This window comes from Shinella sp. M31 (assembly GCF_049199205.1).
Lineage (GTDB): Bacteria > Pseudomonadota > Alphaproteobacteria > Rhizobiales > Rhizobiaceae > Shinella.
The window spans coordinates 1-21,806 of record NZ_JBLZPH010000049.1; the positions used below are offsets into that span (position 1 = coordinate 1).

17 protein-coding genes are annotated in these 21,806 nt (G+C 64.4%); 11 read left to right on the top strand and 6 right to left on the bottom strand.

The features are described from left to right. The 4 genes from rpoN to lptC form a co-directional block, all read right to left on the bottom strand. On the bottom strand, positions 1–1,542 hold a 1,542-nt coding region (gene rpoN / locus ACOZKU_RS07840; protein WP_421578403.1), incomplete at its 3' end, for an RNA polymerase factor sigma-54. Positions 1,543–1,682: 140 nt separating this feature from the next. Beyond that, positions 1,683–2,468 carry an LPS export ABC transporter ATP-binding protein gene (lptB, locus tag ACOZKU_RS07845; protein WP_421578444.1) on the bottom strand — a complete coding sequence of 262 codons (786 nt, stop codon included), beginning with the start codon at positions 2,466–2,468 and terminating at the stop codon, positions 1,683–1,685. A gap of 34 nt (positions 2,469–2,502) precedes the next feature. Further along, a complete protein-coding gene (locus tag ACOZKU_RS07850; protein WP_314090450.1) occupies positions 2,503–3,060 on the bottom strand; it encodes an LptA/OstA family protein in 558 nt (185 codons plus the stop codon). Positions 3,061–3,067: 7 nt separating this feature from the next. Then, a complete protein-coding gene (gene lptC, locus ACOZKU_RS07855) occupies positions 3,068–3,736 on the bottom strand; it encodes an LPS export ABC transporter periplasmic protein LptC (RefSeq protein WP_421578404.1) in 669 nt (222 codons plus the stop codon). Between the two features lie 210 nt (positions 3,737–3,946). On the opposite strand from lptC, the gene sppA reads away from it, so the two are divergent. From sppA to ACOZKU_RS07870, 3 genes are read left to right on the top strand one after another with little or no spacing between them, the layout of a single operon-like run. Continuing rightward, positions 3,947–4,897: a signal peptide peptidase SppA gene (sppA, locus tag ACOZKU_RS07860; protein ID WP_421578405.1), complete on the top strand. Its 951-nt coding sequence runs from the start codon at positions 3,947–3,949 to the stop codon at positions 4,895–4,897. Between the two features lie 9 nt (positions 4,898–4,906). Next, on the top strand, positions 4,907–5,224 hold the full coding sequence (locus ACOZKU_RS07865) for an integration host factor subunit beta (protein WP_158565422.1): 318 nt from the start codon (positions 4,907–4,909) through the stop codon (positions 5,222–5,224). A 26-nt stretch (positions 5,225–5,250) separates the two neighbouring features. Further along, positions 5,251–5,589, top strand: coding sequence for a DUF1049 domain-containing protein (locus ACOZKU_RS07870; RefSeq protein ID WP_314090441.1), 339 nt, complete (start codon positions 5,251–5,253; stop codon positions 5,587–5,589). 1 nt (position 5,590) lies between these two features. Here the strand turns inward: ACOZKU_RS07870 and ACOZKU_RS07875 are convergent, their stop codons facing one another. After that, positions 5,591–6,037, bottom strand: a complete 447-nt coding sequence (locus ACOZKU_RS07875) for an SRPBCC family protein (protein ID WP_421578406.1) — start codon at positions 6,035–6,037, stop codon at positions 5,591–5,593. Positions 6,038–6,170: 133 nt separating this feature from the next. Here ACOZKU_RS07875 and ACOZKU_RS07880 point away from each other — a divergent pair, with 133 nt between their 5' ends. The 5 genes from ACOZKU_RS07880 (at position 6,171) to ACOZKU_RS07900 (ending at position 11,903) form a co-directional block, all read left to right on the top strand. Next, on the top strand, positions 6,171–7,268 hold the full coding sequence (locus ACOZKU_RS07880; RefSeq protein WP_421578407.1) for a class I SAM-dependent methyltransferase: 1,098 nt from the start codon (positions 6,171–6,173) through the stop codon (positions 7,266–7,268). Continuing rightward, the gene (locus tag ACOZKU_RS07885) at positions 7,265–8,119 is read left to right on the top strand and encodes a TrmH family RNA methyltransferase (protein WP_421578408.1); all 855 of its coding nucleotides are present in this window, start codon (positions 7,265–7,267) and stop codon (positions 8,117–8,119) included. Before ACOZKU_RS07880 ends, ACOZKU_RS07885 begins: the two co-directional genes overlap by 4 nt. Further along, positions 8,116–8,607 carry a signal peptidase II gene (gene lspA, locus ACOZKU_RS07890; protein ID WP_421578409.1) on the top strand — a complete coding sequence of 164 codons (492 nt, stop codon included), beginning with the start codon at positions 8,116–8,118 and terminating at the stop codon, positions 8,605–8,607. The genes ACOZKU_RS07885 and lspA overlap by 4 nt, the downstream gene beginning before the upstream one ends. 56 nt (positions 8,608–8,663) lie before the next feature. Further along, positions 8,664–10,940 carry an ATP-binding protein gene (locus tag ACOZKU_RS07895; protein ID WP_421578410.1) on the top strand — a complete coding sequence of 759 codons (2,277 nt, stop codon included), beginning with the start codon at positions 8,664–8,666 and terminating at the stop codon, positions 10,938–10,940. Between the two features lie 84 nt (positions 10,941–11,024). Beyond that, a complete protein-coding gene (locus ACOZKU_RS07900) occupies positions 11,025–11,903 on the top strand; it encodes a GNAT family N-acetyltransferase (protein WP_421578411.1) in 879 nt (292 codons plus the stop codon). Positions 11,904–12,043: 140 nt separating this feature from the next. Here ACOZKU_RS07900 and ACOZKU_RS07905 read toward each other — a convergent pair whose 3' ends face one another. Then, positions 12,044–14,326, bottom strand: coding sequence for an NADP-dependent malic enzyme (locus tag ACOZKU_RS07905; protein WP_421578412.1), 2,283 nt, complete (start codon positions 14,324–14,326; stop codon positions 12,044–12,046). A 137-nt stretch (positions 14,327–14,463) separates the two neighbouring features. Between ACOZKU_RS07905 and mutS the strand changes: the two genes are divergently transcribed. The 3 genes from mutS to murJ all read left to right on the top strand — a co-directional run bounded on the left by mutS (position 14,464) and on the right by murJ (position 21,730). Further along, a complete protein-coding gene (mutS, locus tag ACOZKU_RS07910; RefSeq protein ID WP_421578413.1) occupies positions 14,464–17,202 on the top strand; it encodes a DNA mismatch repair protein MutS in 2,739 nt (912 codons plus the stop codon). Positions 17,203–17,297: 95 nt separating this feature from the next. Beyond that, positions 17,298–20,141 carry a [protein-PII] uridylyltransferase gene (locus tag ACOZKU_RS07915; protein WP_421578414.1) on the top strand — a complete coding sequence of 948 codons (2,844 nt, stop codon included), beginning with the start codon at positions 17,298–17,300 and terminating at the stop codon, positions 20,139–20,141. Next, a complete protein-coding gene (gene murJ / locus ACOZKU_RS07920; protein WP_421578415.1) occupies positions 20,138–21,730 on the top strand; it encodes a murein biosynthesis integral membrane protein MurJ in 1,593 nt (530 codons plus the stop codon). The genes ACOZKU_RS07915 and murJ overlap by 4 nt, the downstream gene beginning before the upstream one ends. Positions 21,731–21,806: the final 76 nt, after the last annotated feature.

Consider the following 21,806-nt stretch of genomic DNA (forward strand, 5'->3'; position numbering starts at 1 on the left):
CGCCCGTTTTTCGCGCCGACGCTGCACGGAGGAGGGGATGTTCATCGCCTCGCGGTATTTCGCGACCGTGCGGCGGGCGAGCTCCACGCCACCCTTGCGAAGAATGTCGACGATATCGTCGTCCGAAAGCACGGCGTCAGGTAATTCTTGCGTGATCATGGCGCGAATGCGGTGACGCACGCTCTCCGCCGAGTGGGAATCACCACCCTCCGCCGAGCCGATCGAAACGGTGAAGAAATATTTGAGTTCGAACAGGCCGCGCGGTGTCAGCATGTATTTGTTGGAGGTGACGCGGCTCACCGTCGATTCATGCATCTTGATCGCCTCGGCGACCGTTTTCAGGTTCAGCGGGCGCAGATGGTCGACGCCGTGCATCAGGAAGGCGTCCTGCTGGCGCACGATTTCGGTCGCCACCTTCATGATGGTGCGGGCACGCTGGTCGAGGCTGCGGGTCAGCCAGTTGGCGGTCTGCAGGCACTCGTTGAGGAAGGCGTAGTCCTCGCTGTTGCGGTCCGTGTGGCGTGACACGGCGGCATAATAGTCTCGGTGGACGAGAACGCGCGGCAGCGTATCGGGATTGAGTTCCACCTGCCAGCTGCCGTCGGGCGCGGCGCGCACCACGATGTCGGGCATCACCGCTTCGGACGCGCTGGTCTCGTAGCGCGTGCCGGGTTTGGGGTCGAGCTTGCGAATCTCCGCGAGCATATCGAGCAGATCCTCCTCGCCGACGCCGCAGAGCTTTTTCAGCGTCGCAAAATCGCGCCGGGCGAGCAGTTCGAGATTGTCGATGAGGACGGCCATGGCCGGGTCGAGCCGGTCGCGCGCCCTGAGTTGGATCGCGAGGCATTCGCTGAGCGAACGGGCGAAGACGCCGGGCGGGTCGAGCTCCTGCAGGCGGGCCAGCACGCGCTCGATCTCGACGACGGGCTTGCCGAGCCTCAGCGCCGTCTCCGCCGTGCTGCCCTGGAGATAGCCGGCATCGTCGAGCTGGTCGACGAGATGCTGGGCGATCAGTCGGTCTATGGCGTCGGGGAGCACGAAGGGGATCTGCTCGTTGAGCACGTCGGCGAGCGTCTTGCGGCTCGCCACGAAGTCGTCGAGGTCGTAGCCCTCGCCATCCTCGCCGCCGCCGGGCATGGATTTCCATTGACCGAGCAGTTCCGGCGCATCCGCACTGCGCGGGCCGGCATCATCTGGGAAGACATTATCGAGCCCGCCATCGAAGGCGTCCGGCGCGCTGTCGGCGCCTCCCGTCGTGGCACTGTCGTAGAGGTCCGGTTGGAAGGCTTCGTCGCTGCCCAGGTTTTCGGCATGCCGGTGATCGTCGCTGCCATTGGAATAATCGTCGCTGCCGCGTTCGAGGTCCCGCACGCCGTCCTCGCTCGGGGCGATTTCCAGCAGAGGATTTTTTTCGACTTCCTGCTCGATGAACTGGTTCAGTTCGAAATGCGTCATCTGCAGCAGCTGAATCGACTGCATCAGCTGCGGTGTCATCACCAGCGACTGACTTTGGCGCAGGAAGAGGCTTGCGGCGAGGGCCATGCGGACGCACTACTCCTGGAAAAATCCGCCCGGAACCATGATGGTCCGGCGGCTAAACTCCAACTGGCCCAAAAATTGCTTTTTTGAAGAGTTTGGTCAAGCGTCGGCCGCCAACTTGGTGAAGATGGCGGCGATGGGTCTCAGAGGCTGAAATTATCCCCGAGATAGAGGCGGCGCACATCGGCATTGCTGACGATGTCGTTCGCCCTTCCATGCGTCAGCACTTCGCCGGCGTGGATGATGTAGGCGCGGTCGATCAGGCCGAGCGTTTCGCGCACATTGTGGTCGGTGATCAGCACGCCGATACCGCGCGAGGTGAGATGGCGCACCAGTGCCTGGATGTCGGCGACGGAGATCGGATCAACGCCGGCAAAGGGCTCGTCGAGCAGCATAAAGGTCGGGTCGGTCGCCAGCGCGCGCGCGATTTCGAGACGGCGGCGCTCGCCGCCCGACAGCGCGATGGCCGCGGACTTGCGCAGATGCGAGATCGAGAATTCGGCGAGCAGGCTGTCGAGCTTCTGCTCGCGCCGCGCCTTGTCCTTGTCGTGCACTTCCAGCACGGCGCGGATGTTGTCCTCGACCGTCAGGCCGCGGAAGATCGAGGCTTCCTGCGGCAGGTAGCCGACACCGAGGCGGGCGCGCCGATACATCGGCATCGTCGTCACGTCGTTGCCGTTGATCTCGATCGAGCCTTCATCGACCGGCACAAGGCCGGTGATCATGTAGAAGCAGGTCGTCTTGCCCGCACCGTTGGGGCCGAGCAGGCCGACGGCCTCGCCCCGGCGCACCACGAGCGACACGCCGTTGACGACGCGACGGTCTCGATAGGTCTTGGTCAGACCGCGCGCGATCAGCGTTCCCTCGTAGCGGGAGAGATCGACGGTGTGATGGGCTTCCTGCACACCCTTTTTCGGGCGGTGCTTCAGCCGGGAGAGGAGGGGCAACGACACGGGATGGCTATCAGTTGGTCGTCTTGCGCGACTTCGGGTCGAGCTGGATCATGACGCGGCCGCCGCAGGCATCGAGCTTGGCTTCGCCCGTGCGCATGGTGACGGCGAGCTGGCAGCCGACGAAGACGTTCTTGCCCTCCGACAGCACGACCTTGTCGCCCTTCAGCAGCAGCGTCTCGTTGACGAGGTTGAACGTGCCGGTATCGGCGGTCGCTTCCTGCGTGCCGGACTTGAGGTAAACCTTGCCGGAGACGTCGATCTTCTCGATATCCGCGTCGCCGCTCGCCACCGAGCCGCCGCCCGACTTGTAGAAGACGACCATCTTGCCGGCCTGCAGCGTCGTCGTGCCCTGCACGACCTTCACATTTCCGGTGAATTCCGCCTTGTTCTGCTGATCCTGAATCTCGAGCTTGTCGCTCTGGATCTGGATCGGCTGGTCGTTCGAAAGCTGCATGCCCTTCATGCGGCTCGTGGTCTGCTGCGCGCCCGCGGGGGCCGAAGCCAGCGCGAGGCCGGCGGCAAGAGCGAAAAGGCTGGCGGCCCGGAGGGGGGAGAGACTGGCGAACATGGCGCTCTTACTTTTCTCGGTTGCGGATGGCGGCGGGATCGACGTCGACGACGACCTTGCCTTCAAAGACGACGGTCCGGCCTTTATCCGTCATTCGCAGCGACTGCGCAACAATGGATGCTTCCGGGGAACGGATGGAAACCGGCTCTGTCGTCTGCATGCTGCCGCCGTTGATATCGAGATGGGCGGAGCGGAAGGCGGCTTCGAGACCGGTGTTGAGCGTGATGGTGAAGGGCGCGACCATGTCGAGCAGGTTCTTGCCGCGGTCGTAGATGCCGGTGGCGGCCACCACTTCGGCGATCGTCTTCTCGTTGACAGGCATCTTCGCCTTGATGTTCTCAAGCGTGATGACGTCGGGCTGCTTCATGTCCTGCAGCGCCCGCTCGGCCTTCATGGAGTAGCTGATGCCGGCATCGTTGCGGCCCGAGATCGCCGGATTGCGCATGACGATCTTGCCGTCCTCGATGGAGGCGCTTTCGACCTGCAGGTCGGCGGGGATCCAGGTGCGCACGATCGAGACGGCAACAAAAATGGCGCCGATGAAAAGGGCTGCGACCGGCAGCGCGACCTTCAGGAAGCGCACGCGCGAAGAATGCCGCTTGGCAAGGCGATACGCCTCGGCGGAAACATTCATGCCCGGTGCACCTGCCGGTGCCTCTGCCACGCTGTTGAGCATTCTGCCTGCTTGGTTCGAGCCGTCCGGCCTTCACTCGCGGAAGCGACGGGCCCAATGCATAACGGGGCCCATATGGCGATTATTCCTGAACAAACAATGGATGCGCAAGAAACTTCAGCGATGAATTGCCATTTGCGCCGGGAATGCCATATCGATAGGGCTGTCGGCAAGCCACGTTTTGCGGCAAAGCCAGCATATTGAGGACAGGGAATGGATCACGCCACCATCGCCGACCGCCGGCAATTGCGCCGCAAGCTGACCTTCTGGCGCATCGCGGCTGTTGTTATCGCGCTCATCGGCATCTTCATCGCCGCAAACTGGGGCCGCAAGGACATGGGCGTGGTCGATCACATCGCCCGCGTCAAGATTTCCGGCATCATCCAGGACGACACCGAGCTTCTCGAACGGCTTGACGGCATCGCCAAGAACGATCGCGTCAAGGCGCTCGTCGTGACGATCTCCTCGCCCGGCGGCACGACCTATGGCGGCGAGGTCATCTACAAGGCGCTGCGCAAGGTGGCGGAAAAGAAGCCCGTCGTCTCCGACGTGCGCACGCTCGCCGCTTCCGCCGGCTACATGATCGCGACGGCCGGCGACACGATCATCGCCGGCGAAAGCTCGATCACCGGCTCGATCGGCGTGCTCTTCCAGTATCCGCAGATGAAGGACCTGATGGACAAGATCGGGGTGTCGCTGGAGGAGATCAAGTCCGCGCCGCTGAAGGCCGAGCCCTCGCCCTTCCATCCGGCGAGCGAGGATGCCAAGGCAATGATCCGCGCCATGGTGATGGACAGCTACGATTGGTTCGTCGATCTCGTCGCCGAGCGCCGCAAGCTGCCGCGCGCCGAGGTGGTGCGTCTGGCCGACGGCAGCATCTTCACCGGCCGGCAGGCGCTGAAGAACAAGCTGGTCGATACGCTCGGCGGGCCGGAGGCGATCCGCGCCTATCTCGACGGGCGCAAGGTAGCGGCCGACCTTCCCTTCGTCGATTACGACGCGCCGAGCCGGTCCGGCTTCCCCTTTCTCGGCGGCAGCATTCACGAGTTTGCGCGCTCCATCCTCGGCCTGCCGCTCGATCTTCAACCGACGATCGAAAAGCTGACCGGCGAAAAGTTGTTTCTTGACGGTCTGGTCTCGGTTTGGCAGGTTGATCATGATTGAAAAACAAGAATTTTTGAGGGGGATACAGTGATCAAGTCGGAACTGGTTCAGATTGTCGCCGCGCGCAATCCCCACCTCTATCACCGCGACGTCGAGAATATCGTCAACGCGGTGCTCGACGAGATCACCGATGCGCTGGCCGCCGGAAACCGCGTCGAGTTGCGCGGCTTCGGCGCCTTCTCCGTCAAGAACCGTCCGTCGCGCTCCGGCCGCAACCCGCGCACGGGCGATGCCGTCTTCGTCGAGGAGAAGTGGGTCCCCTTCTTCAAGACCGGCAAGGAACTGCGCGAACGCCTCAATCCCGGTCAGGCCGACCAGGACGATTGAGGACTTCGCGCCAGACAGGTGACGCCATGATCAAGAGAATAGTCAACGTCCTCGTGCTTCTGCCGATCGCCATCGTGCTGATCGTGCTGTCGGTGGCAAACCGCCAGGCCGTGACGCTGGCGCTCAATCCCTTCCGCCCTGAGGATAGCGTGCTCTCGGTGACCGCACCGTTCTTCGTCTATCTCTTCCTCGCCGTGATCTTCGGCCTCGTCGTCGGCTCGCTCGCCACCTGGTTTGCCCAGGGCAAGCACCGCAAGCGCGCCCGCGTCGAGGCGGTCGAGGCGGTGAAGTGGCAGACGGAGGCGGAAAAGCACCGTACCCGCGCCGAGGCGATCGCTTCGCAGGCTGTCCTGCCCGCGAAATAAATCAGGGCGCGCCGTTCAGCCGCGCGCCGAAATCGGCAAAGAACTGGGTGGCGAGTTTCTTCGATGAGGAATCGATGAGGCGTGAGCCGAGCTGGGCGAGCTTGCCGCCGATCTGCGCTTTCACGTCATAGGCGAGGATCGTGCCGTCGCCGTCTTCGGTCAGCCGCACATCCGCGCCGCCCTTGGCAAAGCCGGCAATGCCGCCCTTGCCTTCGCCCGAGATCGTGTAGCTCTCGGGCGGGTTGAGGTTGGAGAGCGTCACTGCGCCGCTGAAGCTCGCCGAAACAGGCCCGATCTTGATCTTCACAGTCGCTTCCAGCTCGGTCGGCGATTTCATGGTCAGCGACTGACAGCCGGGGATACAGGCTTTCAGGATCTCCGGGTCGTTGAGCGCTGCCCAGACGGCGTCGCGCGGAGCGGCAATACGTTCTTCGCCGGTCATGTCCATGATCGATCCTCCCTTGGCGGTTCAATTTATCGCAATCGGAAAGCGCTTTGCCAAGTGGGGGAGGGATGGTATGGGAGCCGCTTGTTTTCCGGCACTGCCGGCACCCCATCCAACCGACGACGGACGACCCATCGTGAAGGACAGACCCCGCCGGCCGAAGAGCGGCCCCGCCGCGCCCGTGAAAGCCCGTACGCCTTCCAGCGCGCAGGCCTATAGACCGCCGGCCACCAAAACCCCTGCCTCGAAGCCCGCCTCTAGCAAGGAGACGCGCCCGGCCCCTGAGCTGCCTTCCCGTGCTTTGCTGCGCCGCGAGGGCGCAAAGCCGGCCGAACGCCTGCCGGTTATTCTGGAGACCGCCGGCTCCGACCAGTACCGCCTCATCGACAGCGGCGCCGGCGAGAAACTGGAGCAATACGGCCCCTATCGCATCGTGCGTCCCGAGGCCCAGGCGCTCTGGCAGCGCAGCCTGCCGGACAGCATCTGGGACAAGGCCGATGCGCTCTTCACCGGCGACACGGACGAGGACGGCATGGGGCGCTGGAAATTTCCGAGGGCCGCACTCGGCGAGACCTGGCCGATGCAGTTGCTCGGCGTCGATTTCCACGGCCGCTTCACCGCCTTCCGCCATGTCGGCGTCTTTCCTGAACAGCTCGCCCACTGGAGCTGGATGAAGGAGAAGGTCGAGACAGCGGGCCGGCCGGTCAAGGTGCTGAACCTCTTCGGCTATACCGGCGTCGCCTCGCTGGTCGCCGCCTCCGCCGGCGCGGAAGTGACCCATGTCGATGCCTCGAAAAAGGCGATCGGCTGGGCGCGCGAAAACCAGACTCTGGGCCGCATGGACAAACTGCCGATCCGCTGGATCTGCGAGGATGCGATGAAGTTCATCCAGCGCGAGGAGCGCCGCGGCAGCAAATACGACATCATCCTCACCGACCCGCCGAAATTCGGTCGTGGTCCCAATGGGGAAGTCTGGCATCTGTTCGATCACCTGCCGCTGATGCTCGACATCTGCCGCGAGATCCTGTCGCCCAAGGCGATCGGTCTGGTGCTGACGGCCTATTCGATCCGGGCGAGCTTTTATTCCATCCACGAGCTGATGCGCGAAACGATGCGCGGCGCCGGCGGCACGGTGGAATCGGGTGAACTCGTCATCCGCGAGAGCGGCACGGACGGCAAGGAAGCCGGCCGCGCGCTCTCCACCTCCCTCTTCAGCCGATGGATCAGCGCATGAGCCAGGAACACCAAGGGAGCCGCCGCGTCGGTCAGGTGAAGGAGGTCACGAGCCTTTCGAACCCCATCGTCAAGGACATCAAGGCGCTCGCCAACAAAAAGGACCGCGACGAGACCAGGAGCTTCATGGCCGAAGGCCTGAAGCTCGTCATCGACGCACTCGAACTCGGCTTCGAGATCAGGACGCTGGTCTATGCCAAGAACGTCAAGGACAAGCCGCAGGTCGTGCAATGCGCGACGAAGACGGTGGCGCGCGGCGGTCTGGTGCTGGAAGTCAGCGAAAAGGTGTTGGCCTCGATCACCCGTCGCGACAATCCGCAGATGGTCGTCGGCATCTTTTCGCAGCGCTGGACGAACCTGCGCGATCTCAGGCCCGGAAACGGCGAGACCTATGTGGCGCTCGACCGCGTGCGCGACCCCGGCAATCTCGGCACGATCATCCGCACGGCCGATGCGGCGGGCGCGAGCGGCGTCATCCTCGTCGGCGAAAGCACCGATCCGTTCTCGATGGAAACCGTGCGCGCCACTATGGGCTCGGTCTTCGCCGTGCCGCTGGTGAAGACCAGCGTGGCCGATTTCCTCGGCTGGAAGAAGGGCGCCGGCGTCTCTGTCGTCGCGACGCATCTCGCCGGTGCCGTCGACTACCGCACCATCGATTACAGGAAAAAGCCGATCGTGCTGCTGATGGGCAACGAACAGTCCGGTCTGCCGGAAGAGCTTGCCCGCGAGGCCGATGCGCTCGCCCGCATCCCGCAGGTGGGCCTGGCGGATTCGCTCAATCTCGCCATCGCCACGGGCGTCATGCTGTTCGAGGCGCGCCGTCATCTGCTGACGCTGGATGCGCGCGCATGAACGACCGCATTCCCCTGATGTCGCGGCCGCTGCCGGTCGTCGTCTTCATCCTGCTCGCGCTTCTCCTCGATCAGGCCGTGAAATTCGCCGTCGAGATGTGGCTGCCCTTCCAGGAAGCGGTGCATGTCATGCCGATGCTGGCGCTCTACCGTACCTACAATTACGGCGTCGCCTTCTCCATGCTGTCGGGCATGGAGGGATGGGTCATCGTCACGCTCCGGCTCTTCGTCGTCGGCTTCGTCATTTGGCTGTGGCGGCAGACGCCGAAGCAGCGCGGCCTTGCCCATGCCGGCTATGCCTTCATCATCGCCGGCGCCTTCGGCAATCTCATCGACCGCGCGCTGTTCGGCTACGTCATCGACTATGTGCTGTTCTACACCGAGACCTGGTCGTTTGCCGTCTTCAATCTCGCTGATAGCTTCATCACCATCGGCGCCGGCCTCGTCATCCTCGACGAACTGCTTCTGCTGCGCCGCCGGGATCGCTAAAATCTTAGCGACTTGCTGAAGCCGATTTGAACGGTCCGCATGATAAGCGGATCGTCATGAGCGAACCCGTCAAGCTACAGAACCGGCTCCAGGCCGAATTTGCGGAAGCGCCGCGCGGTTACACCCGCGCCCGGTCCGGGGAGGACGCGCCCGTCTCCCTCGACGGGGAGGCCGATATCGTCGTGCCGCGTCCGGAGCCGGAAAACCACGCGACGATCCGCAGCGTGATTGCCGGCGTCGGCTTGCTTTCGGCGGCCCTCGTGCTGGCGACCGGCATGGCGACGGGGTTCTATATCGCAGCCGCGATGCTTGGTCTCACGGGCCTTGCGGGCGCCGTTTTCCTCTATCGCACCCGACGCCCGGCCGCCGCCGAGACGGATCATGACCAGTCCTGGGAGCGCAGCGAGACCTCGCAAATCCTCTCGGCCATTCACGATGTTCTCGGCGATATCGTCGTCATGCGCGCGCTCGATGGCCGCATCCTGCGCGCCAATGCCGTGTTGTCCGATCTCACCGGCCTCACCGATATCCAAGGAAAGACCTGCGAAGCCATCGGGCTCACGTTCCGCTCGCAGACGATCGCCCATCGTTACGATGTCGATGTGAACGGCCCCGCCGGTAAACGCATCTATTCCTGGCACGACGTCACCGTTCGCGATCCTTCGTCCGGCGATCTTGTCGTGCATTCCATCGCCCGCGATGTGACGGAAGAGCGTCGGGCGGAAGGCGAGCGCGAGCGCGCCCGCCAGCGCGCCGAGGAGGCGAGTGCGGCGAAGTCCCGACTGCTTGCCACCGTCAGCCACGAGATCCGCACGCCCCTGTCCGGCATTCTCGGCATGTCGCACCTGATCGGCCAGACCCGCCTGACGGCCGAGCAGAAGAACTATCTCGCCGGCATCCGCCAGTCCGGCCATGCGCTGGTACAGCTCGTCGACGATCTGCTCGATTTCTCGACCATCGAGGCCGGCCGCTTCCAGCTGCGTCCTTCGGAAGAACCGGTGCGGCCGATGCTGGAAAGCGTCGTCGAAATGCTGTCGCACCGCGCCCATGAAAAGGGCATCGAGATCGGCTCCTTCGTCTCGCCCGAGGTGCCGGGCCTCTTGACCTACGACGCGCCGCGCCTGCGCCAGGTGCTTTACAATGTCGTCGGCAATGCCGTGAAGTTCACCCATACCGGCGGCGTCTCGCTGGAAACCACGCTGGAGCGCGGCGCGGCCGTCATCCGCGTCACCGATACCGGCCCCGGCATGAATGCCGAGGAACAGGCGCGTATCTTCGAGGAGTTCGAGCAGACCGGAAGTGCTGCCCAGCGCAGCGGCGGCACCGGCCTCGGTCTTGCCATCTCGGCCCGCATCCTCAACGAGGCCGGTGGTGCACTGACGCTCGAAAGCACGCCCGGCAAGGGCTCGACCTTCACCATCCGCATGCCCGTCGATGTGAAGAAGATGCCCGGCGTCTCGCGCAAGGGCGCGCTGAAGGGCAGTCTCGTCTTCCTGTTCGCTCCTGCCGGTCCGGCCTCCAAGGCGCTGGTGCGCACCATCGATGCGCTCGGCGGCGCCTGCCATCTCGCCAGTTCCATCGACGAGGCCTTTGATCTGTTGCAGGGCCTTGCCGGCCGCAAGGCGGCGCTGACCGATATCATCGTTGATAACAGGCTTGCCGGCGCCTTCCGCCGCGAGCTCGCCGATCTCGATGTGATCAAGGACAGCCGCGCGCGCCGCATTTATCTCGTCAATCCGGAGGAGCGCACCGGCCGCGCCATCGGCAATGGCGAGGGCTACGATTCCTGGCTCATCCGGCCGCTGCGCGAGCGGTCGCTCGTCGAGGTGCTGCGCGGCCGCATGAAGGGCATCGAGGTGCGCGATGCGATCAACGACAACCGCCCGATCCTGAAAGACCTGCCGCTTGAGGCCGATCCGATACCGGCGCCCGCGACCGGCGCGCGCATTCTGCTTGCCGAAGACGATCCGGTGAATGCCATGCTGGTGCGCTCGGTGCTCGAGCGGGCGGGCCATCAGGTGCGCCACGTGCCGGATTACCCTGCACTCGTCTCCGCCCTTGCCGGCGCCACCGATGCCGGCCCGTTCGCGGCCGATCTCATCGTCACCGACCTCGGCATGCCCGGCGGCGACGGCAGGGAGATGATCGCCCGCATCGTGCAGCGCGACTATGGCAATGCCCGTCTGCCGGTCATCGTGCTCACCGCCGACAGCCGCGCCGGGCTGGCCGAGGAGCTGCTGGCCGTCGGTGCCGAGGCGGTGCTCGCAAAGCCCGCCGATCCGCTGCAGCTGATTGCCGAAATCGCCCGTCTTAGCCGTTCTGTGACAGTCTGATCTTCTCAAGCCGGATTTGCGTCATTATCTTGTTGCAGAATCGTGGTTAAACCCCACGAAGTTCCTGACAACGGGTATACTGCCATGACGCTCGACCTTGCCCAGACCATCGCCCCGGTGGAGATCGCCCAGAAGACCGTCCCGGTCGCGGGGCGTTCGGGAACGGACGTGCTCGGCCGCATCGGCAACCTGGAAACCCGCATCGCCCGCTCGGTCTCCGAGATCGACGCCGCCCAGGCCGTGCGCTATCGCGTGTTCGCCGAGGAAATGAACGCTCGCCTGTCCTCCGACGCCGTGCGCCGAAAGCGCGACATCGACGCCTGGGACATGGTCTGCGATCACCTTCTCGTGCTCGATACGTCCATCGAGGGCGACGCTGAGGAGCAGATTGTCGGCACCTATCGCCTGTTGCGCCAGGACGTGGCGGCGGTCTCCGGCGGCTTCTATTCGCAGTCGGAATTCGACGTCGACGCGCTGATCGCCCAGCATCCGGAAAAGCGCTTCATGGAGCTCGGCCGTTCCTGTGTGCTGCCGGCCTATCGCACCAAGCGCACCGTCGAGCTGCTCTGGCAGGGCAACTGGGCCTATGCGCTGAAGCACGGCATCGACGTGATGTTCGGCTGCGCCTCCTTCCATGGCATCGTGCCGGAGGAGCATGCGCTGGCGTTGTCTTTCCTGCATCACAATGTGCAGGCCAAGGACGAATGGAGCGTTTCGGCCCGCCCGGAACTTTTCCGCACCATGGATCTGATGCCGCCGGAAGGCATTGACGCGCGCAAGGCGCTCTCCGCCATGCCGCCGCTCATCAAGGGTTATCTGCGCCTCGGCGCGACCGTCGGCACCGGTGCCGTCGTCGATCACGGCTTCAACACGACGGACGTGCTGATCGTTCTGCCGATCGGCAAGATCTCCGGCCGCTACCTCAACTATTACGGCGCGGACGCCGGTCGTTTCGCCAGCTAATCATTTTATGAAGGCCAGCACAGTTTGATTTGCCGCCCGTTCCCGATTTCGGGGACGGGCGGTTTTCTATGTCATAAACGTTCAAAGCCCTGTCGCCGCGGCGACAGGGCTTTGAAAACGCTGGGCTGGTCGCTGAGAGATCAGCCGGAATTGTAGGCGGCGAGCGTCGCCATGTTGACGATGTCGCTGTCCTTGGCACCCATCGAGACGATCTGCACCGATTTGTCGAGGCCGACGAGCAGCGGGCCGATGACCGTCGAGCCGCCGAGTTCCTGCAGCATTTTTGTCGAGATCGAGGCCGAGTGGAACGCCGGCATGACCAGCACGTTGCCGGGAGCGGAGAGGCGGCAGAACGGATATTGCTCCATGAGCCGCGGATTGAGCGCCACATCAGCCGCCATCTCGCCGTCATATTCGAAATCGACGCGGCGGCGGTCGAGGATCTTCACCGCTTCGCGCACGCGCTCCGAGCGTTCGCCCGAGGGATGGCCGAAGGTCGAATAGGCAAGCATCGCCACGCGCGGCTCGTAGCCGAGACGCCTGGCGAGGCCGGCGGCTTCCTCCGCGATGTCGGCCAGTTCTTCCGAGGACGGCATGTCATGCACGGCCGTATCGGCGACCAGCACCGCGCGGCCGCGGCAGAGCGCCAGCGAGGCGCCGATGACCCGGTGGCCGGGCTTGGCATCGATGCAGCGGCGCACGTCTTCCAGCGCTGTGGAATAGTTGCGCGTCAGGCCCGTCACCATGCCGTCGGCATCGCCAAGCGCCACCATGCAGGCCGCGAAGTGGTTGCGGTCGTTGTGGATCAGGCGCTGGGCATCGCGGTAGAGGAAACCCTTCCGCTGCAGGCGGGCATAGAGATAGTCGATATAAACGTTGTTGCGCTTGGAAATACGGGCGTTGACCAGCTCGATGCCGGGCCGGTCGAGGTCGATGCCGGCGCGTTCGGCCGTCTCGCGCATATGGTCCTCGCGGCCGAGCAGGAGGGCGGTGCCGAGCTGCTCGTTCACATAGGAGATGGCGGCGCGCATCATCTGCTCTTCCTCGCCCTCGGCGAAGACCACGCGCTTCGGCTGGCGGCGCACGCGGGCGTAGATCTGCTGCAGCGTCGAGGCGATCGGATCGCGGCGGGCGCGCAGGTCGCGGGCATAGGCGTCGAGGTCGGGAATGTCCTTGCGCGCGACGCTCGTCTCCATCGCGGCCTTGGCGACGGCGACCGGAATGGCAGAGATGAGGCGCGGATCGAACGGCACGGGGATGATGTATTGCGCGCCAAAACGCGGGCGAACGCCCTGATAGGCGGCGGCGACATCATCCGGCACGTCTTCTTTGGCGAGCTTGGCGAGCGCTTCGGCGGCGGCGATCTTCATCGCGTCGTTGATCGTCGAGGCGCGAACATCAAGCGCGCCGCGGAAGATATAGGGGAAGCCGAGCACGTTGTTGACCTGGTTCGGATAGTCCGAACGGCCGGTCGCGACGATCGCGTCGTCACGGATGCGGGCGACCTCTTCCGGCGTGATTTCCGGATCCGGATTGGCCATAGCGAAGATGATCGGGCGCGGCGCCATCGAGCGGATCATCTCTTCGGAGAACGCGCCCTTGGCGGAGAGGCCGAACACCACGTCGGCGCCGACCATGGCTTCCGCGAGCGAGCGGCGGTCGGTCTTGACGGCGTGGGCGGACTTCCACTGGTTCATGCCGTCTTCGCGGCCCTGGTAGATGACGCCCTTAGTGTCACAGAGGATGACGTTGTCGGGGGCGAAGCCCATCGACTTGATGAGTTCGATGCAGGCGATGGCGGCGGCGCCCGCGCCGTTGCAGACGAGCTTGGTCGTCTTGAAGTCGCGACCGGTCAGCGCCAGCGCGTTGATCAGTCCGGCGGCGGCGATGATGGCGGTGCCGTGCTGGTCGTCGTGGAAGACCGGGATGTCCATCAGCTCGCGCAGGCGCTGCTCGATGATGAAACAGTCAGGCGCCTTGATGTCTTCGAGGTTGATGCCGCCGAAGGAGGGGCCGAGATAGCGCACGCAGTTGATGAATTCGTCGACATTTTCCGTGTCGACTTCCAGGTCGATGGAATCGACATCGGCGAAGCGCTTGAAGAGGACGGACTTGCCTTCCATGACCGGCTTTGAGGCGAGCGCGCCGAGATTGCCCAGCCCGAGGATGGCGGTGCCGTTGGAGATGACGGCGACCATGTTGCCGCGCGTCGTGTAGTCATAGGCGGTTGCCGGATCCTCGGCGATGGCCTTCACCGGAACGGCGACGCCGGGCGAATAGGCGAGCGACAGGTCGCGCTGCGTGGCCATCGGCTTGGTCGGCGTGATCTCGAGCTTGCCGGGACGGCCGTTGGCGTGGAAATCCAGCGCTTCCTTGTCCGTGACGGTTGCCCTCTGGCGATCGGTCTTATCGGTTCCCGGCATAGTCCCCCCTTCACACTCTTGTGGGCGATAGGCCCATAGCTGCGGACAGCTGTTGTTTTCTATATCGCCGCGTGGCTAGGGTGACACCTCTTTTTTGGGAAGAACAGACCCCTCGTTTTAGAAGAAACAGAATCTCCGTGAACGATCAGATCGTGCGCCAGACCGATATCCTTTCAACATCAGAGCTTGCCAGCGACGAAAGCCGCGCCACGGCGACGCCGATGATGGAGCAATATATCGAGATCAAGGCGAACAACCCCGACAGCATGCTGTTCTATCGCATGGGGGATTTCTACGAGCTGTTCTTCCAGGATGCGGTGGATGCGTCGCGGGCACTCGGCATCACGCTGACCAAGCGCGGCCAGCATATGGGCCTCGACATTCCCATGTGCGGCGTGCCGGTGCATGCGGCGGACGATTATCTCCAGCGGCTGATTTCCGTCGGCTTCCGCGTCGCCGTCTGCGAGCAGGTGGAGGACCCGGCCGAAGCGAAGAAGCGCGGCTCCAAGTCCGTCGTGCGGCGCGATGTCGTGCGCCTGGTCACGCCCGGCACGCTGACAGAGGAAAAGCTGCTGTCGCCGTCGGACGCCAATTACCTGATGGCCGTCTCGCGCATTCGCGGCGGGGCCGAGCCGTCGATGGCGCTCGCCTGGATCGACATTTCCACCGGCATCTTCCGTCTGTCGGAGACGGCGCAAGGCCAGCTTCTCGCCGATATCCTGCGCATCGAGCCGCGTGAACTGATCGTGCCGGATACGCTGTTCTACGATCCCGAATTCCGCCCCGTGCTCGACGTGCTCGGCCGCGTCGCGGTGCCCCAGCCGTCCGTGCTCTTCGACAGCGCGACGGCGGAGGGCCGCATCGCGCGGTATTTCGGCGTCTCGACGCTCGACGGTTTCGGCACGTTTTCACGCGCGGAGTTTGCCGCCGCTTCCGCTGCCGTCGCCTATGTCGAAAAGACCCAGATCGCCGAGCGTCCCCCGCTCGGACGTCCGGAGCGCGAAAGCTCGGCCTCGACTTTGTTCATCGATCCGGCGACCCGCGCCAATCTTGAACTGGTGCGCACCCAGTCGGGTGAGCGTAGCGGCACGCTCTTGAAGGCCATCGACCGCACCGTCACGAGCGGCGGCGCGCGGCTTTTGGCCGAGCGCCTGATGTCGCCGCTGACCGATCCGGAGGCGATCAACGCCCGCCTCGATTCCATCTCGACGCTGGCCGACCGCCCATCGTTCTGCGAGGACCTGCGCCGGGCACTGAAACGTCTGCCCGATATGCCGCGCGCCCTGTCGCGCATCGCGCTCGGTCGCGGCGGCCCGCGCGATCTCGGCGCGATCCTGCAGGGCCTGTCCGCTTCCGCCGAGATCGCAGCACTGATGGCTGGCGAAAATCTCGATGGCGAGCTTGCGAGCGCCCGCACGGCGATTGCCGCGCTGCCCGTCGATCTATCGCACCGCCTGTCCTTCATGCTGGCCGATGAGTTGCCACTCCTGAAGCGCGACGGCGGCTTCATCCGCGCGGCGGCGGATGCGGAGCTGGACGAGGTGCGTGCGCTACGCGACCAGTCCCGCCGCGTCATCGCCGGCCTGCAGCTGCAATATGCCGAAGAGACCGGCGTCAAATCGCTGAAGATCAAGCACAACAACGTGCTCGGCTATTTCATCGAGGTCTCCGCCGGCAATGCCTCGGCCTTGACGGATGGCGATGAAGCGAAGGCCCGCTTCATCCACCGCCAGACCATGGCGGGCGCCATGCGCTTCACGACCACGGTGCTGTCGGAACTCGAAACCAAGATCGCCAATGCCGCGGACCGTGCGCTTGCCATCGAGCTTGCGGCCTTCGAGGGCCTGGTCGAGGCCGTCGTCTCAGAGGCGGAGGCCATCAAGGCGGCAGCCCGTGCGCTCGGCGTCGTCGATGTCTCGGTCGGTCTGGCGGCGCTCGCCGAGGAACAGGCCTATTGTCGCCCGGTGGTCGACAATTCCACCATGTTCGCCATCGTCGGCGGCCGTCATCCGGTCGTCGAGCAGGCGCTGCGCCGCCAGAACGCAGCGGCCTTCGTCGCCAATTCCTGCGACCTGTCGCCGACGGACAGCAAGGGCCACGGCGCGATCTGGCTGCTCACCGGCCCGAATATGGGCGGTAAATCGACCTTCCTGCGCCAGAATGCCCTCATTGCCATCCTGGCGCAGATGGGGTCCTACGTGCCAGCCGAAAGCGCCCATATCGGCATCGTCGACCGCCTGTTCTCGCGCGTCGGCGCATCGGACGATCTGGCGCGCGGCCGCTCGACCTTCATGGTGGAAATGGTCGAGACGGCAGCGATCCTCAACCAGGCGACCGAGCGCTCGCTGGTCATTCTCGACGAGATAGGCCGCGGCACCGCGACCTTCGACGGCCTGTCCATCGCCTGGGCCTCCGTCGAGCATCTGCATGAGGGCAACCGCTGCCGCGGTCTCTTCGCCACGCATTTCCACGAGCTGACGGTTCTCTCGGAAAAGCTCGGCCGCCTGTCCAACGCCACGATGCGCGTCAAGGAATGGGACGGCGACGTGATCTTCCTGCACGAGGTCGGCCCCGGTGCGGCGGATCGTTCCTACGGCATCCAGGTCGCGCGTCTTGCCGGCCTGCCGGCTTCTGTCGTGGCGCGGGCCAAGGATGTGCTTGCCAAGCTGGAGGATGCCGACCGCAAGAACCCGGCAAGCCAGCTCATCGACGATCTGCCGCTGTTCCAGGTCGCGGTGCGCCGAGAAGAGGCCAAGCGCGACGCCGGCCCCTCGAAGATCGAGACGCTCGTGAAGGGCCTCAATCCCGACGACATGACGCCGCGCGAGGCGCTGGATGCGCTCTATGTGCTGAAGAAAGAACTTGGCAATCGGTAACGGCTAGAATCATTGTCCTCGCATGCCGAAAGGGTCTATAGGCATGCGAACCTTACGGGCGATGGACGAGAAGCAGGACTCAAGGCCGGCATCTGATGGAACACAAGCTCTTGGCACCGGCTGAGTCCGGCCTTCTCGACGTGCCGGCGCTGCGCGCCAAATGCGAATTCATCGCCAGCACCAATGCAGAATATCGCGACCACATGCGCAGCGCGCTGCTCGCCGAGTTCAAGGCGGCCAATGCCGCCGGCCGCGCCCGCGCCCGCGAACTGCTTTTCGTGGACGGCAGCGGCCTGCAATGCGCTGCGCGCATTTCCTGGCTGCAGGACCAGCTGATCTCGGTGCTGCATGATTTCGCGCTGAACCACGTCTTCAGCGCCGGCCAGGCGCCGCCCGCGACCCGCATCACGGTGACGGCCGTCGGCGGCTATGGCCGCGGCACGCTCGCGCCGGGCTCGGATATCGACCTGCTCTTCCTCCTGCCGGCCAAGCCCGCCGCCTGGAGCGAGCCGGCCATCGAGTTCATGCTCTATATCCTGTGGGATCTCGGCTTCAAGGTCGGCCATGCCACGCGCACTATCGAGGAGTGCATCCAGCTCTCCAAGGGCGACATGACGATCCGCACGGCGATCCTCGAAGCCCGCTATATCGGCGGCTCGGCCGCGCTGTTCGAGGAGCTGGCGGTACGGTTCGACCGCGAGATCGTGCGCGGCACCGGCCCGGAATTCATCGCGGCAAAGCTTGCCGAGCGCGACGAGCGCCACCGCAAGGCGGGCGACACGCGCTACCTCGTCGAGCCGAACGTCAAGGAAGGCAAGGGCGGTCTGCGCGATCTGCACACGCTGTTCTGGATCGCCAAATATTTCTACCACATCAAGGATCCGGCCGAACTGGTGAAGCTCGGCGTGCTCTCCAGGCAGGAATACAAGCTCTTCCAGAAGGCGGACGATTTCCTCTGGGCGGTGCGCTGCCACATGCATTTCCTGACGGGCAAGGCGGAGGAAAGGCTATCCTTCGACATCCAGCGCGAGATCGCCGAATGCCTGGGCTACCAGCCGCATCCCGGTCTCTCGGCCGTCGAACGCTTCATGAAGCACTATTTCCTCGTGGCGAAGGACGTCGGCGACTTGACGCGCATCTTCTGCGCCACGCTGGAGGACCAGCAGGCCAAGGAAGCGCCCGGTATCACCGCCGTCATCAGCCGCTTCACGCGCCGCACGCGCAAAATTGCGGGAACGCTGGATTTTCTGGAAGACCGCGGCCGCATCACGATCGCCGATCCCGAGGTCTTCAAGCGCGACCCGGTCAACATCATCAGGCTCTTCCACATCGCCGATCTCAACGGCCTGGAATTCCACCCGGACGCGCTGAAGCTGGTGACGCGCTCGCTCGGGCTGATCAACGGCGCGGTGCGTGAGAATGACGAGGCCAACCGCCTCTTCCTGTCCATCCTTACCTCGCCGCGCGATCCCGCCCTTCTGCTGCGCCGCATGAACGAGGCCGGGGTGCTCGGCAGGTTCATCCCGGAATTCGGCAAGATCGTCGCGATGATGCAGTTCAACATGTATCATCACTATACGGTCGACGAACATCTGATCCGCGCGGTCGGCGTTCTTGCCAATATCGACCAGGGCCGCGAGAAGGAAGCGCATCCGCTGAGCTATCAGGTGATGCCCTCGATCGAGGATCGCATCCCGCTCTATGTCGCGGTGCTGTTGCACGATATCGCAAAGGGCCGCCCGGAGGACCATTCCGAAGCCGGCGCCAAGGTCGCGCGCAAACTTTGCCCGCGCTTCGGCTTGACGCCGAAGCAGACGGAACTGGTCGTCTGGCTGATCGAGGAGCATCTGACGATGTCGATGGTCGCGCAGACCCGCGATCTGAACGACCGCAAGACCATCGTCGATTTTGCCGAGAAGGTGCAGTCGATGGAGCGGCTGAAGATGCTGCTGGTCCTGACGGTTTGCGATATCCGCGCCGTCGGCCCGGGCGTGTGGAACGGCTGGAAGGGCCAGCTTCTGCGCACGCTCTATTATGAAACGGAACTCTTGATCTCCGGCGGCTTCTCCGAGCTGTCGCGCAAGGAACGCGCTCACGCGGCCCGTGAAATCCTCTCCGAGGCGCTGCCGGCCGAATGGAGCCAGAAGGACCGCAAGACCTATACGAAGCTGCATTACGATCCCTATCTGCTGACGGTGTCGCTGGAGGATCAGGTGCGCCATGCCGCTTTCATCCGCGAAACCGACAAGGCGGGCCAGACGCTGGCAACCATGGTGCGCACGCATTCCTTCCACGCCATCACGGAAATCACCGTGCTGTCGCCCGACCATCCGCGCTTGCTGACGGTCATTGCCGGCGCTTGTGCGGCGGCGGGCGCCAACATCGTCGACGCACAGATCTTCACGACTTCGGACGGGCGGGCGCTGGACACGATCCTCGTCAACCGCGAGTTCCCCAACGATGCCGACGAGACGCGCCGCGGCGGCACGATCGGGCGGATGATCGAAGACGTGCTGTCGGGCCGCAAGCGCCTGCCGGAGGTGATCGCGACGCGCACCAGGAGCCGCAAGCGCAGCCGCACCTTCACGGTCTCGCCGGCGGTGACGATCTCCAACACGCTGTCGAACAAGTTCACCGTCATCGAGATCGAGTGCCTCGACCGTCCGGGCCTGCTGTCCGAGGTGACGGCGGTGCTGTCCGATCTCTCGCTCGACATCGCCTCCGCGCATATCACCACCTTCGGCGAGAAGGTCATCGATACCTTCTACGTCACCGACCTCGTCGGACAGAAGGTCACCAACGACAACCGACAGGCCAATATCGTCGCCCGTCTGAAGGCCGTGATGGCCGATGAAGTGGATGAGCTGCGCGACCGCATGCCGTCCGGCATGATCGCGCCGGTTCCCGCCACACCGAAAAGGGTCAAGGCACAACAATGAGTCTGGTGAAAAAATTCGCGACGGTCGGCGGCGCGACGCTCGGCAGCCGCGTGCTCGGTTTCGCGCGCGAGACGCTGATGGCCGCCGCCCTCGGCACCGGCCCGATGGCTGATGCCTTCTACGCCGCCTTCCGCTTCCCCAATCTGTTCCGCCGTCTCTTCGCCGAGGGCGCGTTCAACGCCGCCTTCGTGCCGCTCTTTGCCAAGGAGATCGAGGCGGGCGGTCTCGACGGGGCGAAACGTTTTTCCGAAGAGGTCTTCGGCGTCCTGTTCTCCGTGCTGCTGATGCTGACCATCGCGATGGAGCTGCTCATGCCGCTCATCGTCGCCTGGGTCATCGCGCCGGGCTTCGTGGATGACGCGGAAAAGTTCGATGTGACGGTCAAGCTCGCCGTCGTCATGTTCCCCTATCTCATGTGCATGTCGCTGACGGCGATGCTGTCGGGCATGCTGAACTCGCTGCACCACTATTTCGCCGCCGCTGTTGCGCCCGTCTTCCTCAATGTCGTGCTGATCGGCGCGCTGGGCTATGGCCTCTGGCAGGGTGCATCGCCGCTCCAGGTAGCCTGGTATCTTTCTTGGGGCGTGCTGGTTGCCGGTCTTTTGCAGATGGCGGTGCTTTACGCCGGCGTGCGCCAGGCCGGCATGAAGATCGGCTTTCGCCGCCCACGCATGACGCCGAACGTCAAGCGCTTGCTGTGGCTTGCCTTCCCGGCGGCGATCACCGGCGGCATCACCCAGATCAACCAGCTGATCGGCCAGATGATCGCCTCCACCAAGGACGGCGCGATTTCCGCCCTGCAATATGCCGACCGCGTCTATCAGCTGCCGCTCGGTGTCGTCGGCATCGCCGTCGGCGTGGTGCTCCTGCCGGAGCTGGCGCGCGCCCTGAAGGGCGGCCATGAGCGCGAGGCCGGCAATCTCCAGAACCGCTCGATGGAATTCGTGCTCTTCCTGACGCTGCCGGCTGCGGGCGCTCTCTGGGTCATTTCCGACGAGATCGTGCGCGTGCTCTACGAGCGCGGCGCCTTCAGCCCGGAAACCACCTCCGTCGTCGCCGGCACGCTCGCCATCTACGGCCTCGGCCTGCCGGGCTTCGTGATGATCAAGGCGCTCAATCCCGGCTTCTTCGCCCGCGAGGATACCAAGACGCCGATGCGCATCACCATGCTCTCGGTCGTCATCAACTGCGTGCTCGCCGTCTCGCTCTTTCCGCTGTTTTACGAGCGCGGCATCGCGACCGCCGAAACCGTCTCCGGCTGGATTACCGCGCTGCTGCTCTTCGTGACGCTGGTGCGCCGCGGTCACTGGCCGCTGGAAAAGGCGCTTGCCTGGCGCGTCGCGCGGCTGCTGATCGCTACAGTCGTCATGGCCGTCTCGCTGGAATATGCCTCCGGCTATCTCGCGCATCGTCTGGCGCCCACCTCGTCGCTCTTCGAACAGCTGTCGGCGCTCGGCCTGCTGATCGGCCTTGCCATGGTGGTTTATTTCTCGGTCGCGTTCCTGATCGGCGGTGCCGATCTCGGCATGCTCATGCGCAACCTGAAGCGCGGTCGCGGCAAGCCACCGCCATCGGACCCGGCCACTTGATCGCCGCCCCGGCGGCGTGCATAAGCGCGTCCTATCGTTTTACTTAGAACAGGGTCAGGCCCTCCACCCGCCTGAA